25 protein-coding genes are annotated in these 24,217 nt (G+C 34.6%); all 25 read left to right on the top strand.

All coding sequences use genetic code 11. The annotated features are described in order from the left end of the window. Window positions 1-288: 288 nt before the first annotated feature. The 25 genes from licT (at window position 289) to NQ558_RS10430 (ending at window position 24,103) form a co-directional block, all read left to right on the top strand. Window positions 289-1,128 (top strand): BglG family transcription antiterminator LicT, encoded by an 840-nt coding sequence (licT, locus tag NQ558_RS10550; RefSeq protein WP_005360530.1) that lies wholly within the window; start codon window positions 289-291, stop codon window positions 1,126-1,128. 19 nt (window positions 1,129-1,147) lie between these two features. After that, the gene (locus NQ558_RS10545; protein WP_005360532.1) at window positions 1,148-1,636 is read left to right on the top strand and encodes a PTS sugar transporter subunit IIA; all 489 of its coding nucleotides are present in this window, start codon (window positions 1,148-1,150) and stop codon (window positions 1,634-1,636) included. 70 nt (window positions 1,637-1,706) lie between these two features. Then, a complete protein-coding gene (gene nagE / locus NQ558_RS10540; protein ID WP_040446349.1) occupies window positions 1,707-3,179 on the top strand; it encodes an N-acetylglucosamine-specific PTS transporter subunit IIBC in 1,473 nt (490 codons plus the stop codon). 123 nt (window positions 3,180-3,302) lie between these two features. After that, window positions 3,303-4,346 carry a hypothetical protein gene (locus NQ558_RS10535; protein ID WP_005360537.1) on the top strand — a complete coding sequence of 348 codons (1,044 nt, stop codon included), beginning with the start codon at window positions 3,303-3,305 and terminating at the stop codon, window positions 4,344-4,346. Window positions 4,347-4,377: 31 nt separating this feature from the next. After that, entirely contained in the window at window positions 4,378-5,106 is a 729-nt protein-coding gene (gene nagB / locus NQ558_RS10530) for a glucosamine-6-phosphate deaminase (protein WP_005360538.1), read from the top strand. A gap of 61 nt (window positions 5,107-5,167) precedes the next feature. Continuing rightward, window positions 5,168-6,280 carry an N-acetylglucosamine-6-phosphate deacetylase gene (gene nagA, locus NQ558_RS10525; RefSeq protein WP_005360539.1) on the top strand — a complete coding sequence of 371 codons (1,113 nt, stop codon included), beginning with the start codon at window positions 5,168-5,170 and terminating at the stop codon, window positions 6,278-6,280. Between the two features lie 151 nt (window positions 6,281-6,431). Continuing rightward, on the top strand, window positions 6,432-7,652 hold the full coding sequence (locus NQ558_RS10520) for a GTP cyclohydrolase IIa (protein WP_005360540.1): 1,221 nt from the start codon (window positions 6,432-6,434) through the stop codon (window positions 7,650-7,652). 144 nt (window positions 7,653-7,796) lie between these two features. Continuing rightward, window positions 7,797-9,125 carry a sensor histidine kinase gene (locus NQ558_RS10515; RefSeq protein WP_005360541.1) on the top strand — a complete coding sequence of 443 codons (1,329 nt, stop codon included), beginning with the start codon at window positions 7,797-7,799 and terminating at the stop codon, window positions 9,123-9,125. Between the two features lie 582 nt (window positions 9,126-9,707). Further along, window positions 9,708-10,394 (top strand): F0F1 ATP synthase subunit A, encoded by a 687-nt coding sequence (locus tag NQ558_RS10510; protein WP_040446351.1) that lies wholly within the window; start codon window positions 9,708-9,710, stop codon window positions 10,392-10,394. 15 nt (window positions 10,395-10,409) lie between these two features. Continuing rightward, window positions 10,410-10,634, top strand: a complete 225-nt coding sequence (gene atpE, locus NQ558_RS10505) for an ATP synthase F0 subunit C (RefSeq protein WP_005360543.1) — start codon at window positions 10,410-10,412, stop codon at window positions 10,632-10,634. 18 nt (window positions 10,635-10,652) lie between these two features. Next, window positions 10,653-11,159 (top strand): F0F1 ATP synthase subunit B, encoded by a 507-nt coding sequence (gene atpF, locus NQ558_RS10500; protein WP_005360544.1) that lies wholly within the window; start codon window positions 10,653-10,655, stop codon window positions 11,157-11,159. Next, on the top strand, window positions 11,140-11,643 hold the full coding sequence (atpH, locus tag NQ558_RS10495) for an ATP synthase F1 subunit delta (protein WP_005360545.1): 504 nt from the start codon (window positions 11,140-11,142) through the stop codon (window positions 11,641-11,643). Before atpF ends, atpH begins: the two co-directional genes overlap by 20 nt. Window positions 11,644-11,647: 4 nt before the next feature. After that, complete coding sequence (gene atpA, locus NQ558_RS10490; protein WP_040446352.1) at window positions 11,648-13,153, top strand: F0F1 ATP synthase subunit alpha; 1,506 nt, start codon at window positions 11,648-11,650, stop codon at window positions 13,151-13,153. Between the two features lie 16 nt (window positions 13,154-13,169). Continuing rightward, on the top strand, window positions 13,170-14,057 hold the full coding sequence (gene atpG, locus NQ558_RS10485; RefSeq protein WP_005360549.1) for an ATP synthase F1 subunit gamma: 888 nt from the start codon (window positions 13,170-13,172) through the stop codon (window positions 14,055-14,057). 17 nt (window positions 14,058-14,074) lie between these two features. After that, a complete protein-coding gene (gene atpD / locus NQ558_RS10480) occupies window positions 14,075-15,481 on the top strand; it encodes a F0F1 ATP synthase subunit beta (protein ID WP_005360551.1) in 1,407 nt (468 codons plus the stop codon). 12 nt (window positions 15,482-15,493) lie between these two features. Continuing rightward, entirely contained in the window at window positions 15,494-15,919 is a 426-nt protein-coding gene (locus tag NQ558_RS10475; RefSeq protein WP_005360552.1) for a FoF1 ATP synthase subunit delta/epsilon, read from the top strand. Window positions 15,920-16,404: 485 nt separating this feature from the next. Then, entirely contained in the window at window positions 16,405-17,361 is a 957-nt protein-coding gene (locus NQ558_RS10470) for a beta-ketoacyl-ACP synthase III (RefSeq protein WP_005360554.1), read from the top strand. 90 nt (window positions 17,362-17,451) lie between these two features. After that, on the top strand, window positions 17,452-17,676 hold the full coding sequence (gene acpP / locus NQ558_RS10465) for an acyl carrier protein (protein ID WP_040446354.1): 225 nt from the start codon (window positions 17,452-17,454) through the stop codon (window positions 17,674-17,676). A gap of 88 nt (window positions 17,677-17,764) precedes the next feature. After that, a complete protein-coding gene (fabK, locus tag NQ558_RS10460; RefSeq protein ID WP_005360557.1) occupies window positions 17,765-18,697 on the top strand; it encodes an enoyl-[acyl-carrier-protein] reductase FabK in 933 nt (310 codons plus the stop codon). 115 nt (window positions 18,698-18,812) lie between these two features. After that, the gene (gene fabD / locus NQ558_RS10455; RefSeq protein ID WP_005360559.1) at window positions 18,813-19,745 is read left to right on the top strand and encodes an ACP S-malonyltransferase; all 933 of its coding nucleotides are present in this window, start codon (window positions 18,813-18,815) and stop codon (window positions 19,743-19,745) included. Between the two features lie 83 nt (window positions 19,746-19,828). Further along, the gene (gene fabG, locus NQ558_RS10450) at window positions 19,829-20,569 is read left to right on the top strand and encodes a 3-oxoacyl-[acyl-carrier-protein] reductase (RefSeq protein ID WP_040446357.1); all 741 of its coding nucleotides are present in this window, start codon (window positions 19,829-19,831) and stop codon (window positions 20,567-20,569) included. Window positions 20,570-20,585: 16 nt separating this feature from the next. Continuing rightward, window positions 20,586-21,824 (top strand): beta-ketoacyl-ACP synthase II, encoded by a 1,239-nt coding sequence (fabF, locus tag NQ558_RS10445; RefSeq protein WP_005360562.1) that lies wholly within the window; start codon window positions 20,586-20,588, stop codon window positions 21,822-21,824. A gap of 9 nt (window positions 21,825-21,833) precedes the next feature. Next, complete coding sequence (gene accB / locus NQ558_RS10440) at window positions 21,834-22,274, top strand: acetyl-CoA carboxylase biotin carboxyl carrier protein (RefSeq protein ID WP_040446358.1); 441 nt, start codon at window positions 21,834-21,836, stop codon at window positions 22,272-22,274. Between the two features lie 18 nt (window positions 22,275-22,292). Beyond that, entirely contained in the window at window positions 22,293-22,715 is a 423-nt protein-coding gene (fabZ, locus tag NQ558_RS10435) for a 3-hydroxyacyl-ACP dehydratase FabZ (protein WP_005360566.1), read from the top strand. A gap of 32 nt (window positions 22,716-22,747) precedes the next feature. Continuing rightward, a complete protein-coding gene (locus NQ558_RS10430) occupies window positions 22,748-24,103 on the top strand; it encodes an acetyl-CoA carboxylase biotin carboxylase subunit (protein WP_005360567.1) in 1,356 nt (451 codons plus the stop codon). Window positions 24,104-24,217: the final 114 nt, after the last annotated feature.

The following is a 24,217-nucleotide window of genomic DNA, read 5'->3' as shown; positions in this document are numbered from 1 at the left end:
TTTTTGAGGGTCTGGCAATGTCAGACCCTTTTTTTGAATGATTGTGCAAAAGTGCAAAAAAATTTGAAAATTTGTTGACATATTTGGAAATAAATGCTAAACTGTTTTTAACAGTTGAGGGAACGTTATTATGGATTGTTACTATTTTGTTAGGCAAGACCGGATTTCGCAAATCAAGTTATCTTTTGCGAGGCTAGGTCTATTTTTTTTACAAAAACAATTTTATGAAAAAAAGCAAATGATTTAGTAAAGCTATTATATGATATAGATAATAAAATAGGAAAAATTATGATAATAAACAAAGTAATAAACAACAATGTGTTAAGTACCCATGACGAAAACAATAGGGAGATTGTTCTTATGGGGAAAGGAATAGGATTTCAAAAGAAGGTTGGGGACGAAGTAGCTGAGGATAAGATTGAAAAGAAATTCGTTTTGGATAGTGAAGATGAAGTTGGTAAGTTTAGTGAATTGATTGAAATGATTCCACATAATTATTTGAATCTTTCTGTAGACATTATTTCATATGCGCAGCAGGTTATGCCTAAAAGATTAAGTCCAAGTATATATATTTCATTGACGGATCATATTAATTTCTTACTTGAACGGTCAACCAAAGGAGAATTATTTGAAAATCCTTTATTTAATGAGATTAAGAGCTTTTATCCTAGTGAATATTTGGTTGGTAAAAAGGCACTGGAACTTATTGAGAGTGAGGCAGGAATAAAATTGCCACAAGATGAAGCTGCATCTATAGCACTTCATTTTGTAATTGCAGAGTACAATATGGGAATGAGTGATACAGTTAATGCTACAACAATGATTAGGGAATGTATTAGTATTGTTGAAAAAGAATTAGGTATAAAACTTGATGAATTAGGTTTACATTACTCAAGGTTTATAACACATTTGAAATTCTTTGCACAACGTATGTTTGCCGGAGAATTGTTGGACAATCAGGATCAGGAATTTTTAGATATGATTATTAATAAGTATCCTAAGGAATATGATATAAGTGAGAAAATAAGTCAGTTTGTACAAAGTAAATATGGATATGATATTCCTAAAGAGGAAAAAGTATATTTGGCAGTTTACATTAAACGTATTCAGCCAAATATTGAAATATAAGCGATAGGAGGATTATCAAATGTTTGAATTTTTGAAAAAAAAAGTGGTAGCGCCTGATGATGTTTTGGCAGCACCAATAAAAGGAATGGCTGTTCCAAGTTCAAGTATTAACGATCCAACATTTGGTCAGGAAATGTTAGGAAAAGGAATGGCAATTGAGCCTAGTGAAGGAAAACTATATTCCCCAATAGACGGAAGCGTGGCAGTAGTTATTGATACAAAGCATGCTCTAAGTATTGTTTCAGATAATGGAGCAGAAATATTAATGCATGTAGGTCTTGATACTGTAAAATTAAAAGGAAAGTATTTTACACCTAAAGTTAGTGTAGGAGACAAGGTTAAAAAAGGAGATTTGATTTTAGAGTTTGATATTGATGCACTTAAAGGTGAAGGATTTGATGTAATTACCCCTATTATAATCTGCAATTCGGACATCTATAAAGAAGTGAAAACAAATGTTGGTCAGGAAGTTAGTGTGGGTGACACAATAATTGAACTTACAAAATAAAGTAAATAAAGTCCTAAAAGACGGGATTTTAAAAATAATATTATAATAATGAGAAAGGAGGATGTTTTTTATGATGAAATATCTTCAAAAATTAGGAAAGGCATTAATGCTTCCAGTAGCCGTACTTCCAATATGTGGACTTTTAATGGGTATCGGTTACGCTTTATGTCCTGCAACAATGCAGGGTGGTGATATCAAAGGAGTTATTCCTTTGATTGGTTTATTTTTGGTTAAGGCCGGTGCTGCTTTGATTGATAATATGGCACTTTTATTTGTAATCGGTGTTGGTGTTGGTTTATCCAAGGATAATGATGGTACAGGTGGTGTTGCAGCATTAGCATCATGGCTAATGATAACAACATTATTAAACACAGGATTTGTTACAACTATTATGCCGGCAATTGCTGAAAATGCTAATAAGACATTGGCATTTGACAAGATTGTAAACCCATTTATCGGTATCTTGGCAGGTATTATTGGTTCAACATGCTATAACAAGTTTAAAGATACTAAATTACCTGATTGGTTATCATTCTTCAGTGGTAAGAGATGTGTAGCCATTGTAGCAGGAGTTGTTTCAATTCTTGTATCAGTAGTATTATTATTTGTATGGCCATTAGTATTCGGTGCACTTATTGCTTTAGGTGAAGGAATCGTTAAATTAGGTGGTGTTGGAGCAGGTTTATATGCATTCTTTAACAGATTGTTAATTCCAACAGGATTACATCACGCACTTAACAATGTATTCTGGTTCGATACAATCGGACTTGGTGATTTAACAAACTTCTGGGGTGGTAAGACTTCAGCAGATGTAAGCTGGTCACTTGGTATGTATATGTCAGGTTTCTTCCCATGTATGATGTTTGGTGTTCCGGGTGCAGCTTTAGCAATGCTTCACTGTGCAAAGGATAATAAGAAGAAAGTAGCAGCAGGTCTTTTACTTTCAGCAGCAATTTGTGCATTCGTATGTGGTGTTACAGAACCATTTGAATTTGGTTTTATGTTCTTAGCACCTGTACTTTACTTAATTTATGCTATCCTTTACGGTATCTTTACAGTAATTACATATTATGTAGGATTTAGAGCAGGATTCTCATTCTCAGCAGGTTGTACAGACTTAGTATTCTCATCAACACTTCCTGCAGCATCAAAGACATGGTTAATCATTCCTTTGGGAATTGCAGCATTTATAGTATTCTATGTAGTATTCAGATTTGCAATTACAAAGTTTGACCTTAAGACACCAGGTCGTGAAGATGACGATGTTGAAGCTGAAAAACAGGCAGAACTTGGAAATAATGATTATACACAGGTTGCTTCTATTATATTAGAAGGTATCGGTGGAAAAGAAAATGTTGTTGAAATTGATAACTGCATTACAAGACTTCGTCTCGAAGTAAAAGATAATACAATCGTAGATGAAAAGAAGATTAAATCAGCAGGCGTAGCAGGGGTTCTCAGACCGGGCAAGAATAATGTTCAGGTTATTATTGGAACAAAAGTACAGTTTGTAGCTGATGAATTTAAGAAACTTTGTAAATAATTTAATTATATTTAAATCAAAGGGGTGTCTGTTAAGACATCCCTTTGAGATTTTTAGAATAAGCTTCTTGTGGCAAAATCAAGAAAAAAATAAAACTATTAATATAAACAAAGGGAGGATTAAATGTTTAAAGTAGTAAGGGACCATCCAAAAGTTTTTTGGGCAATAATAATTTTAATAATATTAGTGAGCATTTTATCTGTTTATGAAAAACAAAAGTATAAAGCTAATCCATATGAGAACCAGATTGGAAATCCTCCGAGGGAAGATAAGGTATTTAATGATACATATTATTATGAAAAACTTAGTGATAATGAGAAAAAGGCTTATGAAAAAATAAAAGAGGCAATTATAAATTTTAAAGGTGGAGAACTTTATTTTGACAATCCACTTAACGGAACAGAATATTCAAGGGTAACTCAGGCTTTGTATTGCGGAGAAGATGATTTGTTTTATGCAATGGTAAATGTCCCTATGACAGAAAAAAATCAAAGTATTAGTTCTATAACAAAAAATATTACTGATATAAAAGAAAAAAAGATTGTAAAATGTTTAATTTTATTATACCCGGCAGAAGGTTTAAATAAGCAGGGTAATATTGATGATGACGGATATGTAAATAATCTTGATCAATTAAAGAAACCATTAGAAACAATAGATGAAACAAAAAAGAAAAAAGTTTTGGATATGAAACAGAAGGCAGATAAAATACTTAATAAAGTAGTGGAAGAAATTCCTAAAGAATATGGCAAAAAACAGACAATTGATTATTTCCTTAAATGGATGGATGATAATTTGACTATGGATAATGAAATGATGGAAAGCTCTGACAGTGTTTCAAATATGACGGAAGCTTTTGAAAAGAATTACTTTGAGGGATGCACATCATGTGTGGTTAATGGAAAGGCTATTGCAACAGGATATAGCAAGGTACTTGCAAGATTGTGCAATAAGGCAGGAATATCGGCTCATATAGTTTTAGGTAATTGGAAATATTCAGGAAGTTATACTTTGGTTAAGGTAGACTTTGCAGGAAAACAGGTTTATATAGATGCGTCAGGATATAAAAAAGATGACCTTTGGAACCAGAGATATATTAGTGAAACTTTAATGGCAAGAAATTTGTCTGTTACAGATTTGTTCAGCGAAGAAAACGGAACAAAATAGAATAAAAAAAATATATTAGGAGGAATCAGTTATGAGAATTTATGTAGGTGAGGATTATAAGGGAATGAGCAGAAAAGCAGCAAATATCATTTCAGCTCAGATTATTTTAAAGCCGGATAGTGTTATGGGACTTGCTACAGGCTCCACTCCAATTGGAATTTATGATCAGCTTGTAAAATGGTATGAAAAAGGTGATTTGGATTTTTCAAGTGTTGTATCAATTAATCTGGATGAATACAAAGGATTATCAGGAGATAATGACCAAAGTTACAGATATTTTATGAACAAACATTTATTTGACAGAATAAATATTAAGAAAGAAAATACCTATGTTCCAAATGGATTGGAACCTGATTCAAAAAAGGCGTGTCAGGAGTATAACGACATAATAGAAAAGTTTGGTGGAATTGATATGCAGTTATTAGGACTTGGTCATAACGGACATATTGGATTTAATGAACCGGGAGAGGCTTTTGAAAAGGAAACGCATTGTGTTGACTTAACGAAGAGCACAATTGAAGCAAATAAGAGATTTTTTGAAAGAGAGGAAGATGTGCCAAAACAGGCATATACAATGGGAATAAAATCTATTATGCAGGCAAAAAAAATTATAATAGTTGTATCGGGAAAAGATAAGGCAGATATAGTGAAGAAAGCCTTTTTGGGACCTGTAACACCGGAAGTTCCCGCATCAGTATTACAACTTCACAATGATGTAACGTTAGTGGGAGATAAAGAGGCTTTGGCAGGAATCCTATAATAAGTTGTAATTACATCAAAGAAAATTACAAAAGAGTGAAAGAAATTAAGAGGTATTAAAGATGATTATAAAAAATGGATTAGTATTTAATGCAGAGGGTAGATTTGAAGAAAAAGAAGTATATGTTGAAGATGAAAAAATATCTAAGACAGGTGAAGGAGAGATAATTGATGCAACAGGTTTATATGTAATACCGGGTCTTACAGATATTCATTTTCATGCATGTGTAGGATACGATTTTTGCGATGGAACAAAGGAGGCTATTTCAAAAATGGCTGAATATGAATTGAAAAACGGCATTACAACCATTTGTCCTGCCTCAATGACTTTTTCGGAAGAAAAATTAAGTGAAATTTATAAGACAGCAAGAGAGTATGATGGAAAAGAAGGAGCAGAACTTGTTGGAATAAACATGGAAGGCCCTTTTATTTCAATGGAAAAGAAGGGAGCACAAAATCCGAAATTTATTCATAAACCTGATGCAGATATGTTTTACAGATTGCAGGAAGCAGCAGGAGGACTTATTAAATTAGTAGATATTGCACCTGAAACAGATGGGGCAATTGAATGCATAAAGGCTATTAAAGATGATGTTAGAGTTTCAGTAGCACATACGGCGGCAGATTATGATGAGGCAAAGCTTGCTTTTGATAATGGAGCAAAACACGTAACACATTTATATAATGGAATGAATGATTTCTACCATAGAAGTCCGGGAGTTATAGGAGCAGCATGTGACAATGAAGATGTGACAGTGGAATTGATTGTGGATGGTGTACATAGCCATCCTTCAACGGTTAGAACAACATTTAAAATGTTTGGAGATGACAGAATCATAATGATAAGTGACAGTATGATGGCTTGTGGATTAGATGATGGTCAATATACACTTGGAGGATTGGATGTTACAGTGAAGGGAAATGTGGCAACACTTACAAAGGAAGGAAATATAGCAGGTTCAGTTACTAATCTTATGAATTGTGTAAGAACAGCGGTTAAAAAAATGAATATTCCGTTGGAAAGTGCAATAAAGTGTGCAGCGGTTAATCCGGCAAAAGCCATAGGTATATATGACAGATTTGGGAGCATAGAGCCGGGAAAAATCGCAAATTTAGTATTGCTGGATAAAAATTTAGAAATTAAACACATAATAAAGAATGGAAAGATTATATAAAACTATTTAAAATTATAGTGTAATTTATTATAATAGAGCTAGTTAATGTTTTAGAAATACGGAGTATGAATGCTAAAATATGATTAGCTCTATTTTTTTATTATATACTTTTAGACTAAATCTATAAATATAAATAGGAAAGAGGAAAAACATGGGAATGGACGAAAGTATGACTAAGCAGGAAACAAAAGAAATGATGGAGCAGCTTGAAAAAGTTTTTTCAATTGTAAGAATATTGGATATTGAAGGATTTGAGACAGCTAATTCATTAAGAAAGAAAAAAATGCCGGACAATCCATGCCAATGCTATTCATTTTGGAACAGAGATAAACGCTGTGAAAATTGTATTTCAGCAAGAGTATTAGCTGATAAGAAGCAGAGAACTAAGATTGAATTTATTAATTCTGATATGTATCAGGTGATATCAAAATATATTGAAATAGATAATGTGCCTCATATTATGGAGATGATTAATTGCTTAGACAGCGATGTTTTAATAGATCAGGACGGACGTAAGGAAATAATAAAAAAGATAGCAGGAATAGATGAAGAGATTTATATTGATGTTCTGACAGGTGCATATAACAGAAAATATTATGAAGAGAATATTAAGATGACAACAAGAGTTTCGGGAATTGCCATGTTAGACCTTGACGATTTCAAATTATATAATGATACATTTGGGCATATGGCAGGGGATGTTGCACTGGAAACAGTTGTAAGTGTAATAAAGAAGGAAATAAGAAAGACAGACTTAATAATAAGATATGGTGGTGATGAATTTCTTATTGTTATGCCGGGAATTGAAGAAAATACTTTTGTTAAGAAAATAAAACACATAAGAGAGACAATTGATAATACCAAGGTTCCGGGATATCCTAAACTTAAATTGTCAGTAAGTATAGGTGGAGTAATTTCAGGTGGACAGCCTATAGAGAAAGCCGTTGAAAAGGCTGATAAGTTAATGTATAAGGCTAAGATTAAAAAGAATATGGTTGTAACTGAAAATGAAAAGAACGTAATTGGCAATAATGTTAGTGATGTTAACAGATTTAAAATACTTATAATTGACGATTCAGAAAGTGATTGTGATGAATTGACAGAAATGTTAGGCGGAGAGTTTGATATGCTTAATGGGTCAAATGCCGAACAGGGAATAGATATGTTGAACAAATATGGAGAAGACATTGCATTGGTACTTCTTGACCTAAAAATGTGTGGAATGAGCGGATTTGAAGTTTTGACTTATATGAAGCAGAAAAGTCTCTCAGAAAATGTTCCTGTAATAATGATTTCTGATGAAAAGTCAGCATCATTTATTAGAAAAGCTTATGAGCTTGGAGTCATTGACTATATTAGCAGACATTTATAATGAAGCAATAAGTCACAAGAAAGCTGTTGAAATGATTAAAACAGGACAGCGTGGACAGTTTAATCCTATTTTGATGGAATGAGTCTTGGAAATGAGAGATGAAATAGAGTCAAAATTACAGTCATAAAGTAGTAGGGGGAAAGTATGAGCAATTTTTGGTTAATTACAAATGTTTTTTTAGATGTATTCCCATGGATATTTCTTTTATATATGCCATTTAAAGACAGATTAAGATTTTCTGTAATAACAACAGGAGTTTTAAATTATATTGCACTAACAATATATTTGTTAATATTTAAAAAGATAACCACGGCAGAGTTTTACAATTTGGATGTTATGTTTTCCTATCGAGTGGTCCAAATATTTGTGGTTTTGACGTTGGTTATTTTTTTAGTGGATGATTATATAGAAAAGTCATTGTTTGTGTATGGATTATTATTGCCCATAAGTGTTGTTATATTGGTTTGGGCAAGTCATATTAATAATTATATAACCATAAGGCAGTCGGCGACTTATTTGGATACGGCAGTTTTAAGAATTATAATATCAGCAATATGTTTTCCTTTTATGTACATATTATGGAAGAAATATATAGTTCCTGTTGTAAAAACTGATAATAGAAGACAGTGGAGGCAGGCCTGGATTATTCCAATAATTTTCTCTATAGTAAGTTTGGCATATTGTGAAAACAACTTCGAAATTACATATATGCGTTTTAATCAGGTAATTGCAAGATTTACATTAAGTATAGGTGTTGTAATTGTTAGTGTAATGCAGTTTTCCAATATGAATACGGAGGAAAAATTTGTCAGAGCAGAGGAGAAGGCTAAGAGAAGCAAAATGCTTATTGACATGAAATCTGAGCAGTACAATATGATTACTGAAAAAATAGAAAAAACCAGAAAAAGCAGACATGACATACATCATCATATTAATGTTGTTTATCAGTTAGCAAAGGAAAATAAAATAGAGCAGTTAATAGAATATTTGGAAGAATATAATAAGATTTATTCTACAAAAGAGCCAATGGTTTATTGTAATAACAGTACAGTTGATGCAATTTTGAATCATTATATTTTGCTGGCAAAAGATAATGGAATAGAGGTACATTTAAATGTGGCATTACCGGAAGAATTAAAGATACGTGATACAGACTTATGTATTGTAATAGGAAATCTTCTGGAAAATGCCATTGAAGCAAGCGAAAAAGAAGAAAATAAAAGAATAAAATTAAGAATAAACAGAAGTAATGAGTATATATGTATGTTAGTTTCGAACTTGTACAATGGTGAAATTAAGAAAGGTCATTCGGGTTATTATTCAAGAAAACGGGAGTTTAAAGATACAGGAATAGGTCTGTCTTCGGTTAGTGCCGTAGTTGAAAAATATGATGGCAGAATGGAAGTAGACCATACCAATGGAGAGTTCAATGTTTTTATTATGATGGCAAACATTAGCAGTAATTTAACATAAAAAACCATTAATTTTTTTGTGAAAAACTCACAAAATATAGACGAAAAAAGCATAATCACAAGAATAAGAATTAGACATATGTATAATGAAAATGTGTACAAAATATACAAAATACACTAAAAAAAGTATCTTTATAATCTTAAAAATGTAAAAAATAGCCAATATACATAATTGACAAATTGACAAAAAATCACAATTAGTAAAAAAAAGACTACCATTATTTGGAGAAAGTAGTATAATTGCGAATTGTGAGAGATATTTGACAATAATTGCATAGGCAATGACATATACGCAAGGGAGTGGAGTTACGGTCGGATGAAGGGCTGTGGCATCTGCTCTTTTATACTATATGAGAAAAAATATTATAGTAAATATAATAAAAAAAGTATGGTATTTGTACATAATATATGTTAGTGTGGGCAATTAACAGCCAAAGGTTCTACACTGAGAAATCAATTTTCAAGGTAACATGTTTAAGTGTAAGGTGCGAAGTAATTCGTGCGATTAAAATTTGGATGTTTGATGTCCGATAAATAAGTCAGACACGTAAATATGTTCAATACTAAGAGAGGAGGTTCAAAAATGGGAAATCTGTCAGAGGAATTAATGGCAGAATTAAATTGTGAGACAGCATTTAAAATTCCGATTTTTGGAGGAATTCCGGTTGCCGAATCTGTCGTGGTCACGTGGATTATTATGGCAGTATTAATTGTGGCAGCGTTCTTCCTTGGAAGAAATCTAAAGGTAGAAAACGTTGGAAAAAGACAACTGGTTGTGGAAACTGTTATCGGAGGATTACACAATTTCTTCTACGATATGTTAGGAGAAAAAGGAAAAAGGTATATTCCTTATATGATGACAGTTGGAATTTACATTGCAATCTCAAACATGATTGGTCTGTTTGGACTGAAATCACCAACTAAAGATGTAGGTGTAACAGGAGCGTTGGCACTGATGAGTATTATTCTTGTAGAATATGCAGGAATACATCAGAAAGGTGTAAAGGGATTTTTGAAAAGCTTTGCAGAGCCGATAATAATAATGCTTCCTATGAACATATTGGAAGTGTTTATCAGACCACTGTCGTTGTGTATGCGTTTATTTGGTAATATTTTAGGCGCATTCGTTATTATGGAACTTATTAAAATCGTAGCGCCGGTTTTGGTTCCGGTTCCATTAAGTTTGTATTTTGATTTATTTGATGGTTTTATACAGGCATATGTGTTTGTATTTTTAACATCGCTATTTATTAAAGAAAGTATAGAGTAAAAGGAGATAAATATTATGACATCATTAGTAGCAATTGGAGCAGGTTTAGCAGCATTAACAGGTATTGGAGCAGGTGTAGGTATTGGTATTGCAACATCAAAGGCAACAGATGCAATCGCAAGACAGCCGGAAGCAGAAGGAAAGATTACTAAGGCATTATTACTTGGTTGTGCCCTTGCAGAAGGTACTGCAATTTTCGGTATGGTTGTAGCTATTTTAATTATTTTATTCTTAGGATAAGAAAGGATTTGGTAGAGAATGCAGTTATTAAGAATAGATTGGAACGTTGTATTTACCATCATCAATCTAATTGTACTTTACCTTGCACTTAGAAAGTTTTTAATCAAACCGGTAACTAATATTATGGAACAGCGTAAGCAGATGATTGAAGGAGATATTGCTGATGCCCGAAAAGAAAAGGATAAAGCGTATGACTTGAAAGCTCAGTATGAAGATAAGCTTACACAGGCACATAAGGAATCTTCAGAAATCATCGAGAAAGCTAGAAAGAGTGCGCAGACTGAATATAATAACAAGGTTTCTGTGGCAAGTGCAGAGGCAGACAGAATTATAAAGGATGCACATAAAGCTGTAGAACTGGATAGAGAAAAGACAGTACAGGATTTACAGTCAGAGATTGCAGGACTTGCTGTTGCAGCAGCAGAAAAAGTATTGGGTGAATCCGGTACAAAGGAAAGCAATCAGTTAATGTATGATCAGTTTTTGGCTAAAGCAGGTGGTGTAAATGACACAGACAGCGAATAATTATGGAGAAGTTCTTTTTGAATTAGGCATAAAGAAAGATACAGTTGAAGAGAGTAAAAGAATTTTTTCTTTGACAGAGCAGTTGCATAGAACTTTGGAGAGTCCCATTATTTCAAAGAATGAAAAATATTCTATTATAGAAAAAGTTTTTCCAAAAGAAATAGAGAATTTCTTAAAGGTTGTATGTGACCATGAAAAAATGTCTTATATAGATGAGATTATAGAAGCTTACTATAAAAAATATAATGAAGCTAACAATATTTTAACAGCTACATTATCTTACGTAGTAGAGCCAAATGAAAATCAGTTAAGTCAGATTAAAAATTACCTTGCAAAGAAGTACAATAAAGAGACGGTTGAACTTACAATGGTTGAGCAGCCGGAACTTATTGGTGGCTTTGTTTTGAAAGTTGGAGATATTGAAGAAGACAACAGCATTAGAGGCAGACTTAACAGGTTAGAGAAAAAACTAACATGGAGGTGATAACGTGGGTTCCATTAATTCGGAAGAAATTATTTCTATTTTAAAAACAGAGATAGAGAACTACGATACAGTATGTAAGGACCAGGAAGTTGGAACAGTCATCTGGGTTGGTGACGGAATCGCAACAGTTTATGGTATTGAACATGCTATGTATGGAGAAATCGTTATTTTTGAAAATGGTGTTAAGGGAATGGTACAGGACATTAAGCGTGACCAGGTTGGATGTATTATTTTCGGTAAAGACACTGAGATAAAAGAAGGTACAAAAGTAACAAGAACTAAGAAGAAAGCAGGAATTCCTGTAGGTGATGCTTTTCTTGGAAGAATAGTTAATGCATTAGGTGCACCTATTGATGGAAAGGGTGAGATTAAGGCAGATGACTATAGAGCCATTGAACAGGAAGCACCTGGTATTGTTGACAGACAGTCAGTAAGCCAGCCTATGGAAACAGGTATTTTGGCAATAGACTCAATGCTTCCTATTGGTAGAGGACAGAGAGAATTAATTATCGGCGATAGACAGACAGGTAAGACTTCAATAGCAATTGATACAATTCTTAACCAGAAAGGTAAAGATGTTATTTGTATTTATGTAGCCATAGGTCAGAAAGCATCTACAGTTGCCAAATTAGTAAACACATTAAAGAAACATGGTGCAATGGATTATTCAATTGTTTTATCATCAACAGCAAGTGAATCAGCATCATTGCAGTATATAGCACCATATGCAGGTACAGCATTAGCTGAATATTTTATGTACAAAGGCAAAGATGTACTTATTGTATATGATGATCTTTCAAAACACGCAGTAGCTTATAGAGCGCTTTCACTTTTGTTAGAGCGTTCTCCTGGACGTGAAGCTTATCCTGGTGACGTATTCTATTTACATTCAAGATTGTTAGAGCGTTCAAGTAAGTTAAGTGATGAATTAGGTGGAGGTTCGATTACAGCACTTCCTATTATTGAAACGCAGGATGGTGATGTATCTGCCTATATTCCGACTAACGTTATTTCTATTACAGATGGTCAGATTTTCCTTGAAAGTGACTTATTCTTCTCAGGTATGCGTCCGGCTATTAACGTTGGTATTTCTGTATCCCGTGTAGGTGGTGCGGCACAGACTAAGGCTATGAAAAAAGCGGCAGGAACTATTCGTATTGATTTGGCACAGTACCGTGAAATGGAAGTGTTCACACAGTTTAGTTCTGACTTAGATGATACAACTAAGGAACAGTTACAGTATGGTAAAGGACTTATGGAATTATTAAAGCAGCCACTTTGTAATCCAATGAGTCTTGCTGAACAGGTTATCACATTGGTTGCAGCAACAAACCGTATATTCTTAGATGTAGATGTCAAGAAAACTAAGGAAGTACAGCTGGGAATGTTAGACTTCTTTAAGGCAGAACATGAGGATATTGTTGATGAAATTAATGAAAAGAAAGTTCTTGATGATGCACTTACAGAAAGAATAGTTGAAGCAGCTAAAGAATATAAGAGCAGAATTTAGAAGCAGGTGATAGATAATGGCAAATACTAAGGAAATTCAGAAACGAATGAAAAGTATCCAGGATACGATGAAGATTACAAATGCCATGTATATGATTTCTTCTGCAAAGCTTAGAAGTGCAAAACAGAAACTTGAAGACACAGAGCCTTACTTCTATGAATTACAGTCGGCAATTGCGAGACTTCTTCGACATTTGCCTGATGCAAGAAGTAAGTATTTTGACCCTCATTCCAATATTCCTGATGAGGAAAAGAAGAGAGGTTATATAGTTATTACTGCTGATAAAGGTTTAGCCGGAGCATATAACCACAATGTTATTAAGATGGCTAATGAACTTTTTAAGCAGGGAAAAAATAATAAGCTCTTTGTAGTTGGAGAGCTTGGTCGTCAGTTTTTTGCAAAAGAGGGTATGGAGGTTGATTCAGAATTTAAATATACAGTTCAGAATCCATCACTTCATAGAGCCCGTGTAATTGCAGAGAGAGTTTTGGAGTTATATAACAAAAGAGAATTAGATGAAATCTATGTTATATACACAAAAATGGAAAATTCTGTATCTATGGTTACGGAAAAAATGCGTTTGCTTCCATGTTACAGAGAACAGTTTGAAAAGAACAGACCTCCTATAGATATGTATCAGGAAGAGATTAAGACAGATACATCAGTAAAGGAAGTTCTGGAGCATATTGTTCCAAACTGTGTAACAGGTTTCATTTACGGAGCATTAGTTGAATCATTTGCAAGTGAACATAGCTCACGTATGATGGCAATGCAGGCGGCAACAGATAGTGCAAAAGATATGTTGCAACAGTTGTCGATTGAATATAATCGTGTGCGTCAGTCAGCCATTACTCAGCAGATTACTGAGATTATTGGTGGTGCTAAGGCACAGAAGAAGAAATAGGAAGGAATCGAAACCATATGTTAAAAGGAAAGATTGTACAGGTTATGGGACCTGTAGTGGATGTAGAATTTGCAGACAACAACCTTCCATATATTAAAGATGCGCTTGAAGTAGATAACAATGGAAAGCGTTGTGTAATGGAGGTTGCGCAACACATAGGAAATAATACAGTAAGATGTATCATGCTTGCAGCAAGTGAAGGTCTTCATAAAGGTATGGAAGTTGTTGCAACAGGAAGTGGTATATCTGTTCCTGTAGGTGAAAAGACTCTTGGAAGATTATTTAATGTTCTTGGAGATACTTTAGATAATGGAGAAAAATTAGATGGTGAACAGCATTGGTGTATACACAGAGATCCACCATCATTTGAAGACCAGAGCCCTGTTGTAGAAGTTCTTGAAACAGGTATTAAGGTTATTGACCTTTTGGCACCTTATGCAAAAGGTGGTAAAATCGGTCTTTTCGGTGGTGCCGGTGTAGGTAAAACAGTACTTATTCAGGAATTGATTACAAACATTGCAACACAGCATGGTGGATATTCAATATTCACAGGTGTTGGTGAACGTTCCCGTGAAGGTAATGATTTATGGACAGAAATGAAAGAATCAGGTGTTTTAGATAAAACTGCCCTAGTGTTTGGACAGATGAATGAGCCACCTGGAGCACGTATGAGGGTTGCTGAAACAGGTCTTACAATGGCTGAATATTTTAGAGATGAAGAACATCAGAACGTATTGTTATTCATTGATAATATTTTCCGTTTTACACAGGCTGGTTCAGAAGTTTCAGCATTACTTGGACGTATGCCATCAGCGGTAGGTTATCAGCCAACATTAGCAACAGAAATGGGTGAATTACAGGAAAGAATCGCATCAACAAAGAATGGTTCTGTAACGTCAGTTCAGGCCGTATATGTGCCTGCCGATGACTTAACAGACCCTGCTCCGGCAACAACATTTGCCCATCTTGATGCAACAACAGTTCTTTCAAGAAAGATTGTTGAACAGGGTATTTATCCTGCAGTAGATCCTTTGGAATCTAATTCACGTATTCTTGAGGAAGATGTTGTAGGAAAAGAACATTATGAAACAGCAAGAAGAGTTCAGGAAATTCTTCAGAAATATACAGAATTACAGGATATTATCTCTATTCTTGGTATGGAAGAATTATCAGATGAAGATAAACTTGTTGTATATAGAGCTAGAAAGATTCAGAAGTTCCTTTCACAGCCATTCCATGTAGCTGAAAACTTTACAGGTGTACCAGGAAAGTATGTACCACTTAAAGAAACAGTACGTGGATTTAAGGCTATAATTGATGGTGAAATGGATGATTATCCGGAAGCTGCATTTTTCAATGTTGGAACAATTGATGATGTTATTGAAAAGGCAAAGACAATGGCAGGAGAAAGTTCCGCAAACTAGGAGGAATGAGCTATGAGTAATTCATTTGGTATAAAAGTTATTGCTTGCGATAAGATATTCTATAATGGAAGATGCACTCAGTTAGTTTTACCTCTTCGTGATGGCTCAAAAGCCATTCAGGCTCATCATGAAAATATGGTATTTTCTGTTGAGGTAGGAGAAATAAAAATCACAAAGGAAGACGGTAGCACTATTGTAGGTGTAACAGGGACTGGTTTTGCCCAGATGGTAAACAATCGAGCTACAGTTATAGTTGACACTTGTGAATATCCTGAAGAAATCGACTTAAGAAGAGCTGAGGAAGCCAAAGAAAGAGCAGAAGAACAGCTTCGTCAGAAGCAAAGTATTGCTGAATATCATATTTCAAAGGCATCATTAGCAAGAGCAATGGCAAGATTAAAGGAAGGAAGCGGTAAGGGAACACCTTATGGCTATTAGAATATAAGTCTGGAGAGATGGCAGGGAATAGCCATAAACCAGATAGAATAAAAAGCCGGGAGACGCATTGAAAATTGTACCGCCCCCCAAAAGTTAGACCTAAAAATCTAACGATTGGAGGTCGGTACAAATGCGTAGCCCGGTTTTTTTGTGAAGCTTGGGGATTACGAAAGCTACAACATTTTTATCATATGACATGTAATGACACTAGAAGGGCAGATTTATTGTATCCAATGAGCGTAGACAACGTCCTGGGCGACTTTGTACAGAAAAGGAGGAGAGAAATCTTAAAAAAGGTGTTGACAAATTATTTTTTTAATAATATACTTTGAAAGTCAAAACACTTTAAAATCAAAAAATTTTAATACAAAATAATTTTAAATAAAAATAAATGTGATTGCTTAACCTATTTTGATTAAAGTGTTTTGAATAATTTTTGAAAGGATAATGAATTACTTTGGGAATTCAATCTGATTTTTGAGTTTATGTTTGGAAAGATTATAGGAACAGGTTCTTATGCGCCGGATAATGTTGTTTGTAATAATGACTTAAAAGAGTTCTTTGAAACAGATGACCAGTGGATAAGAGAGCGGACAGGAATAAAGAGAAGACATATTATGACCAATGAGAGTACAAGTTATATGGCGTGCAGGGCGGCAGAAAAGGCAATAGAGAATGCCGGAATAAGTTGTGAAAAAATTGATTTGATAATTGTATCAACTGTATCGTCGAACACTATTTTGCCAAGTACAGCCTGTATTGTACAGGATCAGTTAAAGGCAACGAATGCCATGTGCTTTGACATCAATGTGGCATGTACAGGTTTTATTACAGCATATAACATTGCACAAAGTTATATAAACGCAGGCTTGGTTGAAACGGCATTAGTCATTGGAGCTGAAGGCTTGTCACAAATAGTTGATTGGACAGACAGAACAACAGCAATTCTTTTTGGAGATGGAGCAGGAGCTGCAATTATTAAAAAAGATGAAAAAGCAAGATTTGAAACAGTAATGCATTCGGATGGCTCAATGGGAGGTGCATTAACATGTGAGAATTCAATACAGTACAGGGAAATAAATGATTCTAAAAAAACATTCGTATCTATGAATGGGCAGGAAGTTTTTAGATTTGCAGTAAGAAAAGTCCCTGAGTGTATTGAAGAACTGATTTCAAAGATGAAAATTGAAAAATCAGAAATTGATTTGTTTTTGTTACATCAGGCTAACAAAAGAATACTTGAAAGTATTGGAAAACGATTAAAAGTTTCAATGGATTTAATTCCTGAAAATGTTAGCGAGTATGGAAATACATCATCGGCAAGTATTCCAATTTTACTTGACGAAATGGTAAGGGATGGAAAGATTCAAAAAGGAAACAAAATAATAATGGCAGGTTTTGGCGCAGGGCTTACATGGTCAGCAGTTTATTTGGAGTTTTAGAAAATTTTAAAACAAATTATAAAACATAGGTAATTACCGGTTAGCCGGATTACATACAAAATAAAAATGAAAAATGAAAGGAAAAATAAAATGTTTGAAAAGATTAAAGAATTAATAGCAGAAGAATTAGGAGCAGACGCAGCAACAATTACAAAGGAAACAACTTTTGATGAAGACTTAGGAGCTGATTCATTAGACTTATTTGACTTAGTAATGAAGTTTGAAGATGAATTTGAAGTAAAGATTCCAACAGAAGAACTTGAAAATATTAAGACAGTTGGAGATGTTTGTGATTACATTGAAAAGAACAAATAAAAATAGTCAGAAAGATAATTAAAAGCTAGTAAAAAAATAGAAGATAACTAAAAATAATTAGAAAATCAGAAAACAAAACGAGGCGATTATGAAAACAGCTTTAACAGAAATTTTAGAAATTGAATATCCCATTATTCAGGGAGGCATGGCTTGGGTTGCTGAAGCCAATCTTGCAGCGGCAGTATCTAATGCAGGCGGGCTTGGAATTATAGGAGCCGGTGGCGCAGATGCTAAGTGGGTTGAAGATCAGATTATTAAAGCAAAAACATTAACAGATAAGCCTTTTGGCGTGAATATAATGCTTATGAATCCACAAGCTGATGAAATTGCGAAAGTAGTAGCAAAACATAATGTGAAGGTTGTTACTACAGGAGCAGGAAATCCGGGAAAATATATGGAAATGTGGAAAAATGCAGGAATAAAAGTAATGCCTGTTGTTGCCTCAGTAGCCATGGCAAGAATGATGGAAAAGTGCGGTGCAGATGCGGTAATTGCAGAAGGAACAGAAGCCGGAGGACACATTGGTGAAATAACAACAATGGTTCTTGTGCCACAGGTTGTAGATGCAGTAAACATTCCTGTTGTTGCGGCAGGAGGAATTGCAGATGGAAGAGGTTTTGCAGCGGCATTTATGCTGGGAGCCAGTGGTGTTCAAATGGGAACTTCTTTTGTGGCAACAAAAGAATCAACAGTTCATGACAATTATAAAGCCAAAATCGTAAAAGCTAAGGATATTGACACAAAGGTTACAGGCAGAAGCACGGGACATCCCGTAAGAAATCTTAGAAACAAACAGACTAATACATACCTTAAACTTGAGGCAGAGGGTGCAGGTCTGGAACAGCTTGAAAAACTTACGCTTGGCGGTTTGCGAAAAGCAGTTGTGGACGGAGATGTAGATAATGGTAGTGTAATGGCAGGTCAAAGCGCAGGGCTAGTTAAAGAAATATGTTCCTGTAAAGATTTGATTACAAAAGTTATGACACAAGGAGAACAACTTTTAAGCAAAGGATTTGATTAAAATTCTAATTCAATAAAAAGAAGTTGAAATACAAAGCAATTACAATATAACGAAGATTGTAATTAAATATTGATTTGAAATAATGTTTAAAACAAGATTTTAAGAAAGGCATAAAATGGGAAAGATAGCATTTATTTATCCGGGACAGGGTGCTCAAAAAATTGGCATGGGAAAAGATTTTTATGAAACAAAACCTAATGCAAAAAGAATTTTTGATGAAGCTGATAAAGTTTTGGATTTTGACATAAAAAATATTTGTTTTGAAGAAAATGAACTTATAAATAACACAAAATATACACAGGCGGCTTTGGTTACAACCTGTCTTGCAATTACAAAAGAAGTTGAAAATCTTGGTATAAAGCCTGATGTAGCAGCGGGCTTAAGCCTTGGAGAATACGCGGCAATTGTAGCAGCGCATGGAATGACAGAAAAAGAGGCGATTGTGGCTGTTAGAAAAAGAGGAATTTTTATGGATGAAGCGGTTCCAACGGACAATCCTAAAAAAGCAGGAGCTATGGCAGCAGTATTAGGAATGGAAACATCTAAGATAGAAGAATTAATTTTAGACATAGATGATGTGGACATAGCTAATTACAATTGCCCGGGGCAGATTGTTATTACAGGTTTAAAACCTGCAGTTGAAAAAGCAGCAAAAGTTTTAAATGAAAGTGGAGCAAAAAGAGTAATAGAACTTAATGTTAGCGGTCCGTTTCATTCAAAATTTTTGAAAACTGCCGGAGAAAAAATGTCTGTGGAGTTGGAAAAAATTAATTTAACAGAATTAGAAATTCCATATGTTACAAATGTAACAGGGGAATATGTGAGCGATATTTCAAAAACAAAAGAACTTTTGGTTAAACAAATTTCTTCACCTGTTAAATGGGAGCAAAGTGTAAGAAATATGATTAATAATGGTGTTGATACTTTTGTTGAGATAGGCCCTGGTAAAACTTTAGCAGGATTTATTAGAAAAATAGACAGAAATGTTAAATGCATCAATATTAGCACGGTAGATGATTTAGATAAACTAAAGGAAATCAGTTTATAAATATTATGATAAAAAACTATGACGAAAAGTTTGTAAATCATATGGAGAGAGCATATTAAAATAAAAACAGTATGGAGAGTTTTATGTTAAATGAAAAAATAGCTGTAATTACGGGAGCGTCAAGAGGCATTGGCGCAGCCATAGCAAAGAAAATGGCAGAAAATGGTGCAACTGTAATCATCAATTATCAGGGCTCAGTTCAGGCGGCACAAGCTTTGGAAGCAGAGATTAGAGAAAAGGGTGGTAAAGCAGTTACATATAAATGCGATGTTTCAGACTTTGACAAGTGTGAAAAGTTTATTGGAGATATTGTTAAAGAATATGGAAGAATCGATATCCTTGTAAATAATGCGGGAATAACAAGAGACGGACTTTTGATGGGAATGAAAGAAGAAGATTTTGACAGTGTTATTAATGTTAACTTAAAAGGAACATTTAATACTATAAGATTTGCCTCAAGAGCAATGGTAAAGCAGAGAAAAGGAAAAATTATTAATATTTCTTCTGTATCAGGAGTTACGGGAAATGCAGGACAGGCTAATTATTCAGCATCAAAGGCAGGTATTATTGGGCTTACAAAGTCGGCAGCAAGAGAATTGGCTTCAAGGAATATTAATGTTAATGCAATTGCACCGGGCTTTGTTGATACTGATATGACAATTACATTATCAGACAAAGTTAAAGAGGGTGCTAAAGGACAAATACCACTTGGAAGATTTGGCAAACCTGAGGAAATAGCAGAACTGGCACTTTTTCTTAGTTCAGAGAAAAGCGATTATATAACAGGTCAGGTTATTAACATAGATGGCGGAATGGTAATGTAATTATAGGAGATAGGTAATGGAGAGAAGAGTTGTAGTAACAGGAATGGGTGCAATTACACCTATTGGAAATAATGTAGAAACTTTCTGGAACAACGTTAAGGCAGGAGTTCTTGGAATAGACGAAATAACTAAGTTTGACACAACAGATTATAGTGCAAAACTTGCAGCGGAAGTTAAGGATTTTAATGCAAAAGAAGTATTAGGATTTAAACAGGCGAAAAGACTTTCACCTTTTTCACAATATGCAGTAGCTGCTGCAAAAGAAGCTTTTGTTCAGTCAGGTATAGATATGGAAAAGGAAGATCCATACAGAGTAGGTGTAAGTGTGGGCTCGGGAATTGGAGGCCTGGGAGATATGGAAGAGGAACATGCTAAGCTTCTTGAAAAAGGACCTTCAAGGGTAAAACCTTTGCTTGTGCCAATGATGATTACAAATATGGCAGCAGGAAATGTGGCTATAGACTTAGGTCTTAAAGGAAAATGCGTAAACATTGTAACAGCCTGTGCTACAGGAACTCATTGTATTGGAGAAGCTTTTAGAACAATAAAATATGGCGAGGCTGATGTAATGGTAGCAGGTGGAACAGAAAGTGCCATAACACCTATTGGCGTGGCAGGTTTTTCAAGTCTTACCGCACTTACAAAAGAAACAGATAAAACAAAAGCTTCACGACCTTTTGACAAAGATAGAAGCGGTTTTGTAATGGGTGAAGGTGCCGGAATTGTTGTGTTAGAAGAATTACAACATGCAATAAACAGAGGCGCAAACATATTTGCAGAAGTTGTGGGATACGGTGCAACATGTGATGCTTATCACATTACATCTCCGGCAGAAGATGGAAGTGGTGCAGCTAAGGCGATGACCCTTGCAATGGAAGAAGCAGGAGTTAAACCTGAGGAAGTAGATTATATTAACGCTCACGGAACAAGCACACATCATAATGACTTATTTGAAACAAGAGCAATAAAGTTGGCATTGGGAGAAGCTGCTAAGTCTGTGAAAATTAATTCTACAAAATCCATGATTGGACATCTTTTAGGTGCAGCAGGTGGAGTTGAATTTATCACATGTGTTAAGTCAATTCAGGACAATTACATACATCAGACAATAGGTCTTGAAAACGAAGATGAAGAATGCGACCTTAATTATATGAAAGGTTCAGGGGAAAAATGCACTGTGAAAGTAGCTTTAAGCAATTCATTAGGTTTTGGCGGACATAATGGAACATTAGCAGTTAAAAAATATGAAAAATAGGTGATGAAAATGGATATAAGTGAAATAAAAGATTTAATTAATGCTATTTCAAATTCTAAAATTGACATATTTGATTATGAAGAAAATGGAGCAAAACTGCATTTGGAAAAAAAGACAGAAGTTGAAGTTATTGCTTCACCAAAACCTGTAGCACAAGATGTTTTAGTCAAACAGGAAAATGCAGAAGAAAGTATCGAACAGAAAGAAGTTTTAACAGGCAATGTAATTAATTCTCCATTGGTTGGAACTGTATATCTTGCACCGGAAGAAGGGGCAAAGCCGTTTGTTCAGGTAGGAGACACAGTGAAAAAAGGTCAGGTAGTTGCAATAGTAGAGGCAATGAAGCTGATGAATGAAATCGAAAGTGAATTTGATGGCGTTGTAACAAAAGTTTTAGTTGAAAATGAGCAGACAGTAGAATATGGTCAGCCATTATTTGAAGTAGAGTAGAAAAAGAGGAATTAAAAAATGTTAGGAATTAAAGAAATAGAAGAAATTATTCCCCATAGACATCCTTTTCTTTTAATAGATTATATTGAAGACTATAAGCCGGGGGAGTATGCCGTTGGTTATAAATGCGTAACCTTTAGAGAAGATTTTTTTAGGGGGCATTTTCCACAGGAGCCGGTTATGCCGGGAGTACTTACTATAGAGGCCCTTGCGCAGGTTGGAGCGGTGGCAATACTTAGTCAGGAAGGTTTTAAGGGAAAGACTGCATTCTTTGGTGGAATAAATAAATGTAGATTTAAAGGAAAAGTAGTGCCAGGGGACAAATTAAAACTTGAAACAAAAATTATTAAGCAGAAAGGACCTATGGGAATAGGCCAGGCAATAGCAAGCGTAGACGGAAAAGTTGTGGCAAAAGCAGAACTTACATTTATGGTTGGGTAACAACTTTAACCCGCCTGGAATTGGAGAATGATATGATTCAGAAACTTTTAATTGCAAACAGAGGTGAAATAGCAGTAAGGATAATAAGAGCATGTAGAGAAATGGGTATTGAGACTGTAGCTGTATATTCAAAGGCAGACAAAGATGCACTTCACACACAATTAGCAGATGAAGCTATTTGTATAGGGGAAACAAAGGCAAGTGAAAGTTATTTAAATATGGAAAGTATAATTAGCGCAACAATTGCAACAGGTGCAGATGCAATTCATCCCGGATTTGGTTTTTTATCAGAAAATAGCAAATTTGCCAGATTATGCGAGCAGTGCAATATTATTTTTATTGGACCAAAATCAGATGTAATGTATAATCTGGGAAACAAGTCAGTTGCAAGAAAAACAATGATAGAGGCCAATGTACCTGTAATTCCAGGAAGTGAAGAACAGATATATGATAGCAAAACGGGAAAGAAAATAGCAGACCAGGTTGGATATCCGGTAATCATAAAAGCAGCTTTAGGTGGCGGTGGAAAAGGAATGCGTGTGGCGTATGACCCTGAAGAATTTGAACAGGCATTTAACGCAGCCAAAAAAGAAAGCGAAGCAGCTTTTGATGATGGAACAATGTATATAGAACATTTTGTGGAAAATCCAAGACATATAGAATTTCAAATATTAGCAGACAAATTTGGCAATGTAATCCATTTAGGAGAGCGTGACTGTTCAATTCAGCGAAATCATCAGAAAATGATAGAAGAATCTCCAAGTGTAATTCTGTCAGATGAATTAAGAAAAAAAATGGGCGACACAGCAGTACGTGCCGCGAAAGCAGCAAAATACGAAAACGCAGGAACAATAGAGTTCCTTTTGGATAAAGACAAATTCTATTTTATGGAAATGAACACAAGAATACAGGTTGAACATCCTGTAACAGAAACAGTAACAGGAATAGACCTAATAAAAGAACAAATAAAAATAGCAGATGGGCAACCACTATCATACAAACAAAAAGACATAAAAATAAATGGTCATGCCATAGAATGCAGAATAAATGCAGAAAATCCACTACTAAACTTTAGACCATCACCGGGAGTAATAACCGACCTATACCTACCGGGAGGTAACGGAGTCAGAATAGACTCAGCAGTATACAACGGCTATGAAGTAACACCATACTACGACTCAATGCTGGCCAAACTAATAGTACATGGAGAAAACAGAGAAGAAGCCATAAAGAAAATGATAAGCGCACTGGGAGAAGTAATCGTAGAAGGAATCGACACAAACGTGGACTACTTGTATAGCATTCTCAATGATTCAGTTTTCCAAAGTGGACACTTTGATGTAAACTTTATAGAAAATTTCAACAAAAACATTGAAAACATAGCATAAAAATTGATGGAGCTATTATTTTGCTATTTCTCGCGGAAGAATTTTCCTGACAAGCAAACAATAGGCAGAATTTTGCAATTTTGCGAGCATAGCGTACAGTGATAAACTTACTGT

It is taken from the genome of Eubacterium ventriosum (genome assembly GCF_025150745.1).
Lineage (GTDB): Bacteria > Bacillota > Clostridia > Lachnospirales > Lachnospiraceae > Eubacterium_G > Eubacterium_G ventriosum.
Note: the sequence above shows the minus strand (reverse complement) of the source record. Positions and strands in the feature narration are given on the sequence as shown.

Excerpts from the sequence above, each read along its gene's own strand:
- NQ558_RS10545 (WP_005360532.1), top strand. The coding sequence starts at position 1,148 with ATGTTTGAATTTTTGAAAAAAAAAGTGGTAGCGCCTGATGATGTTTTG.
- NQ558_RS10535 (WP_005360537.1), top strand. The coding sequence starts at position 3,303 with ATGTTTAAAGTAGTAAGGGACCATCCAAAAGTTTTTTGGGCAATAATA.
- acpP (WP_040446354.1), top strand. The coding sequence starts at position 17,452 with ATGTTTGAAAAGATTAAAGAATTAATAGCAGAAGAATTAGGAGCAGAC.
- licT (WP_005360530.1), top strand. The coding sequence starts at position 289 with ATGATAATAAACAAAGTAATAAACAACAATGTGTTAAGTACCCATGAC.
- fabF (WP_005360562.1), top strand. The coding sequence starts at position 20,586 with ATGGAGAGAAGAGTTGTAGTAACAGGAATGGGTGCAATTACACCTATT.
- fabD (WP_005360559.1), top strand. The coding sequence starts at position 18,813 with ATGGGAAAGATAGCATTTATTTATCCGGGACAGGGTGCTCAAAAAATT.
- fabK (WP_005360557.1), top strand. The coding sequence starts at position 17,765 with ATGAAAACAGCTTTAACAGAAATTTTAGAAATTGAATATCCCATTATT.
- fabZ (WP_005360566.1), top strand. The coding sequence starts at position 22,293 with ATGTTAGGAATTAAAGAAATAGAAGAAATTATTCCCCATAGACATCCT.
- atpF (WP_005360544.1), top strand. The coding sequence starts at position 10,653 with ATGCAGTTATTAAGAATAGATTGGAACGTTGTATTTACCATCATCAAT.
- nagB (WP_005360538.1), top strand. The coding sequence starts at position 4,378 with ATGAGAATTTATGTAGGTGAGGATTATAAGGGAATGAGCAGAAAAGCA.
- nagA (WP_005360539.1), top strand. The coding sequence starts at position 5,168 with ATGATTATAAAAAATGGATTAGTATTTAATGCAGAGGGTAGATTTGAA.
- NQ558_RS10430 (WP_005360567.1), top strand. The coding sequence starts at position 22,748 with ATGATTCAGAAACTTTTAATTGCAAACAGAGGTGAAATAGCAGTAAGG.
- atpE (WP_005360543.1), top strand. The coding sequence starts at position 10,410 with ATGACATCATTAGTAGCAATTGGAGCAGGTTTAGCAGCATTAACAGGT.
- NQ558_RS10520 (WP_005360540.1), top strand. The coding sequence starts at position 6,432 with ATGGGAATGGACGAAAGTATGACTAAGCAGGAAACAAAAGAAATGATG.
- accB (WP_040446358.1), top strand. The coding sequence starts at position 21,834 with ATGGATATAAGTGAAATAAAAGATTTAATTAATGCTATTTCAAATTCT.
- NQ558_RS10515 (WP_005360541.1), top strand. The coding sequence starts at position 7,797 with ATGAGCAATTTTTGGTTAATTACAAATGTTTTTTTAGATGTATTCCCA.
- atpG (WP_005360549.1), top strand. The coding sequence starts at position 13,170 with ATGGCAAATACTAAGGAAATTCAGAAACGAATGAAAAGTATCCAGGAT.
- NQ558_RS10510 (WP_040446351.1), top strand. The coding sequence starts at position 9,708 with ATGGGAAATCTGTCAGAGGAATTAATGGCAGAATTAAATTGTGAGACA.
- nagE (WP_040446349.1), top strand. The coding sequence starts at position 1,707 with ATGATGAAATATCTTCAAAAATTAGGAAAGGCATTAATGCTTCCAGTA.
- fabG (WP_040446357.1), top strand. The coding sequence starts at position 19,829 with ATGTTAAATGAAAAAATAGCTGTAATTACGGGAGCGTCAAGAGGCATT.
- atpD (WP_005360551.1), top strand. The coding sequence starts at position 14,075 with ATGTTAAAAGGAAAGATTGTACAGGTTATGGGACCTGTAGTGGATGTA.
- NQ558_RS10470 (WP_005360554.1), top strand. The coding sequence starts at position 16,405 with ATGTTTGGAAAGATTATAGGAACAGGTTCTTATGCGCCGGATAATGTT.
- atpH (WP_005360545.1), top strand. The coding sequence starts at position 11,140 with ATGACACAGACAGCGAATAATTATGGAGAAGTTCTTTTTGAATTAGGC.
- NQ558_RS10475 (WP_005360552.1), top strand. The coding sequence starts at position 15,494 with ATGAGTAATTCATTTGGTATAAAAGTTATTGCTTGCGATAAGATATTC.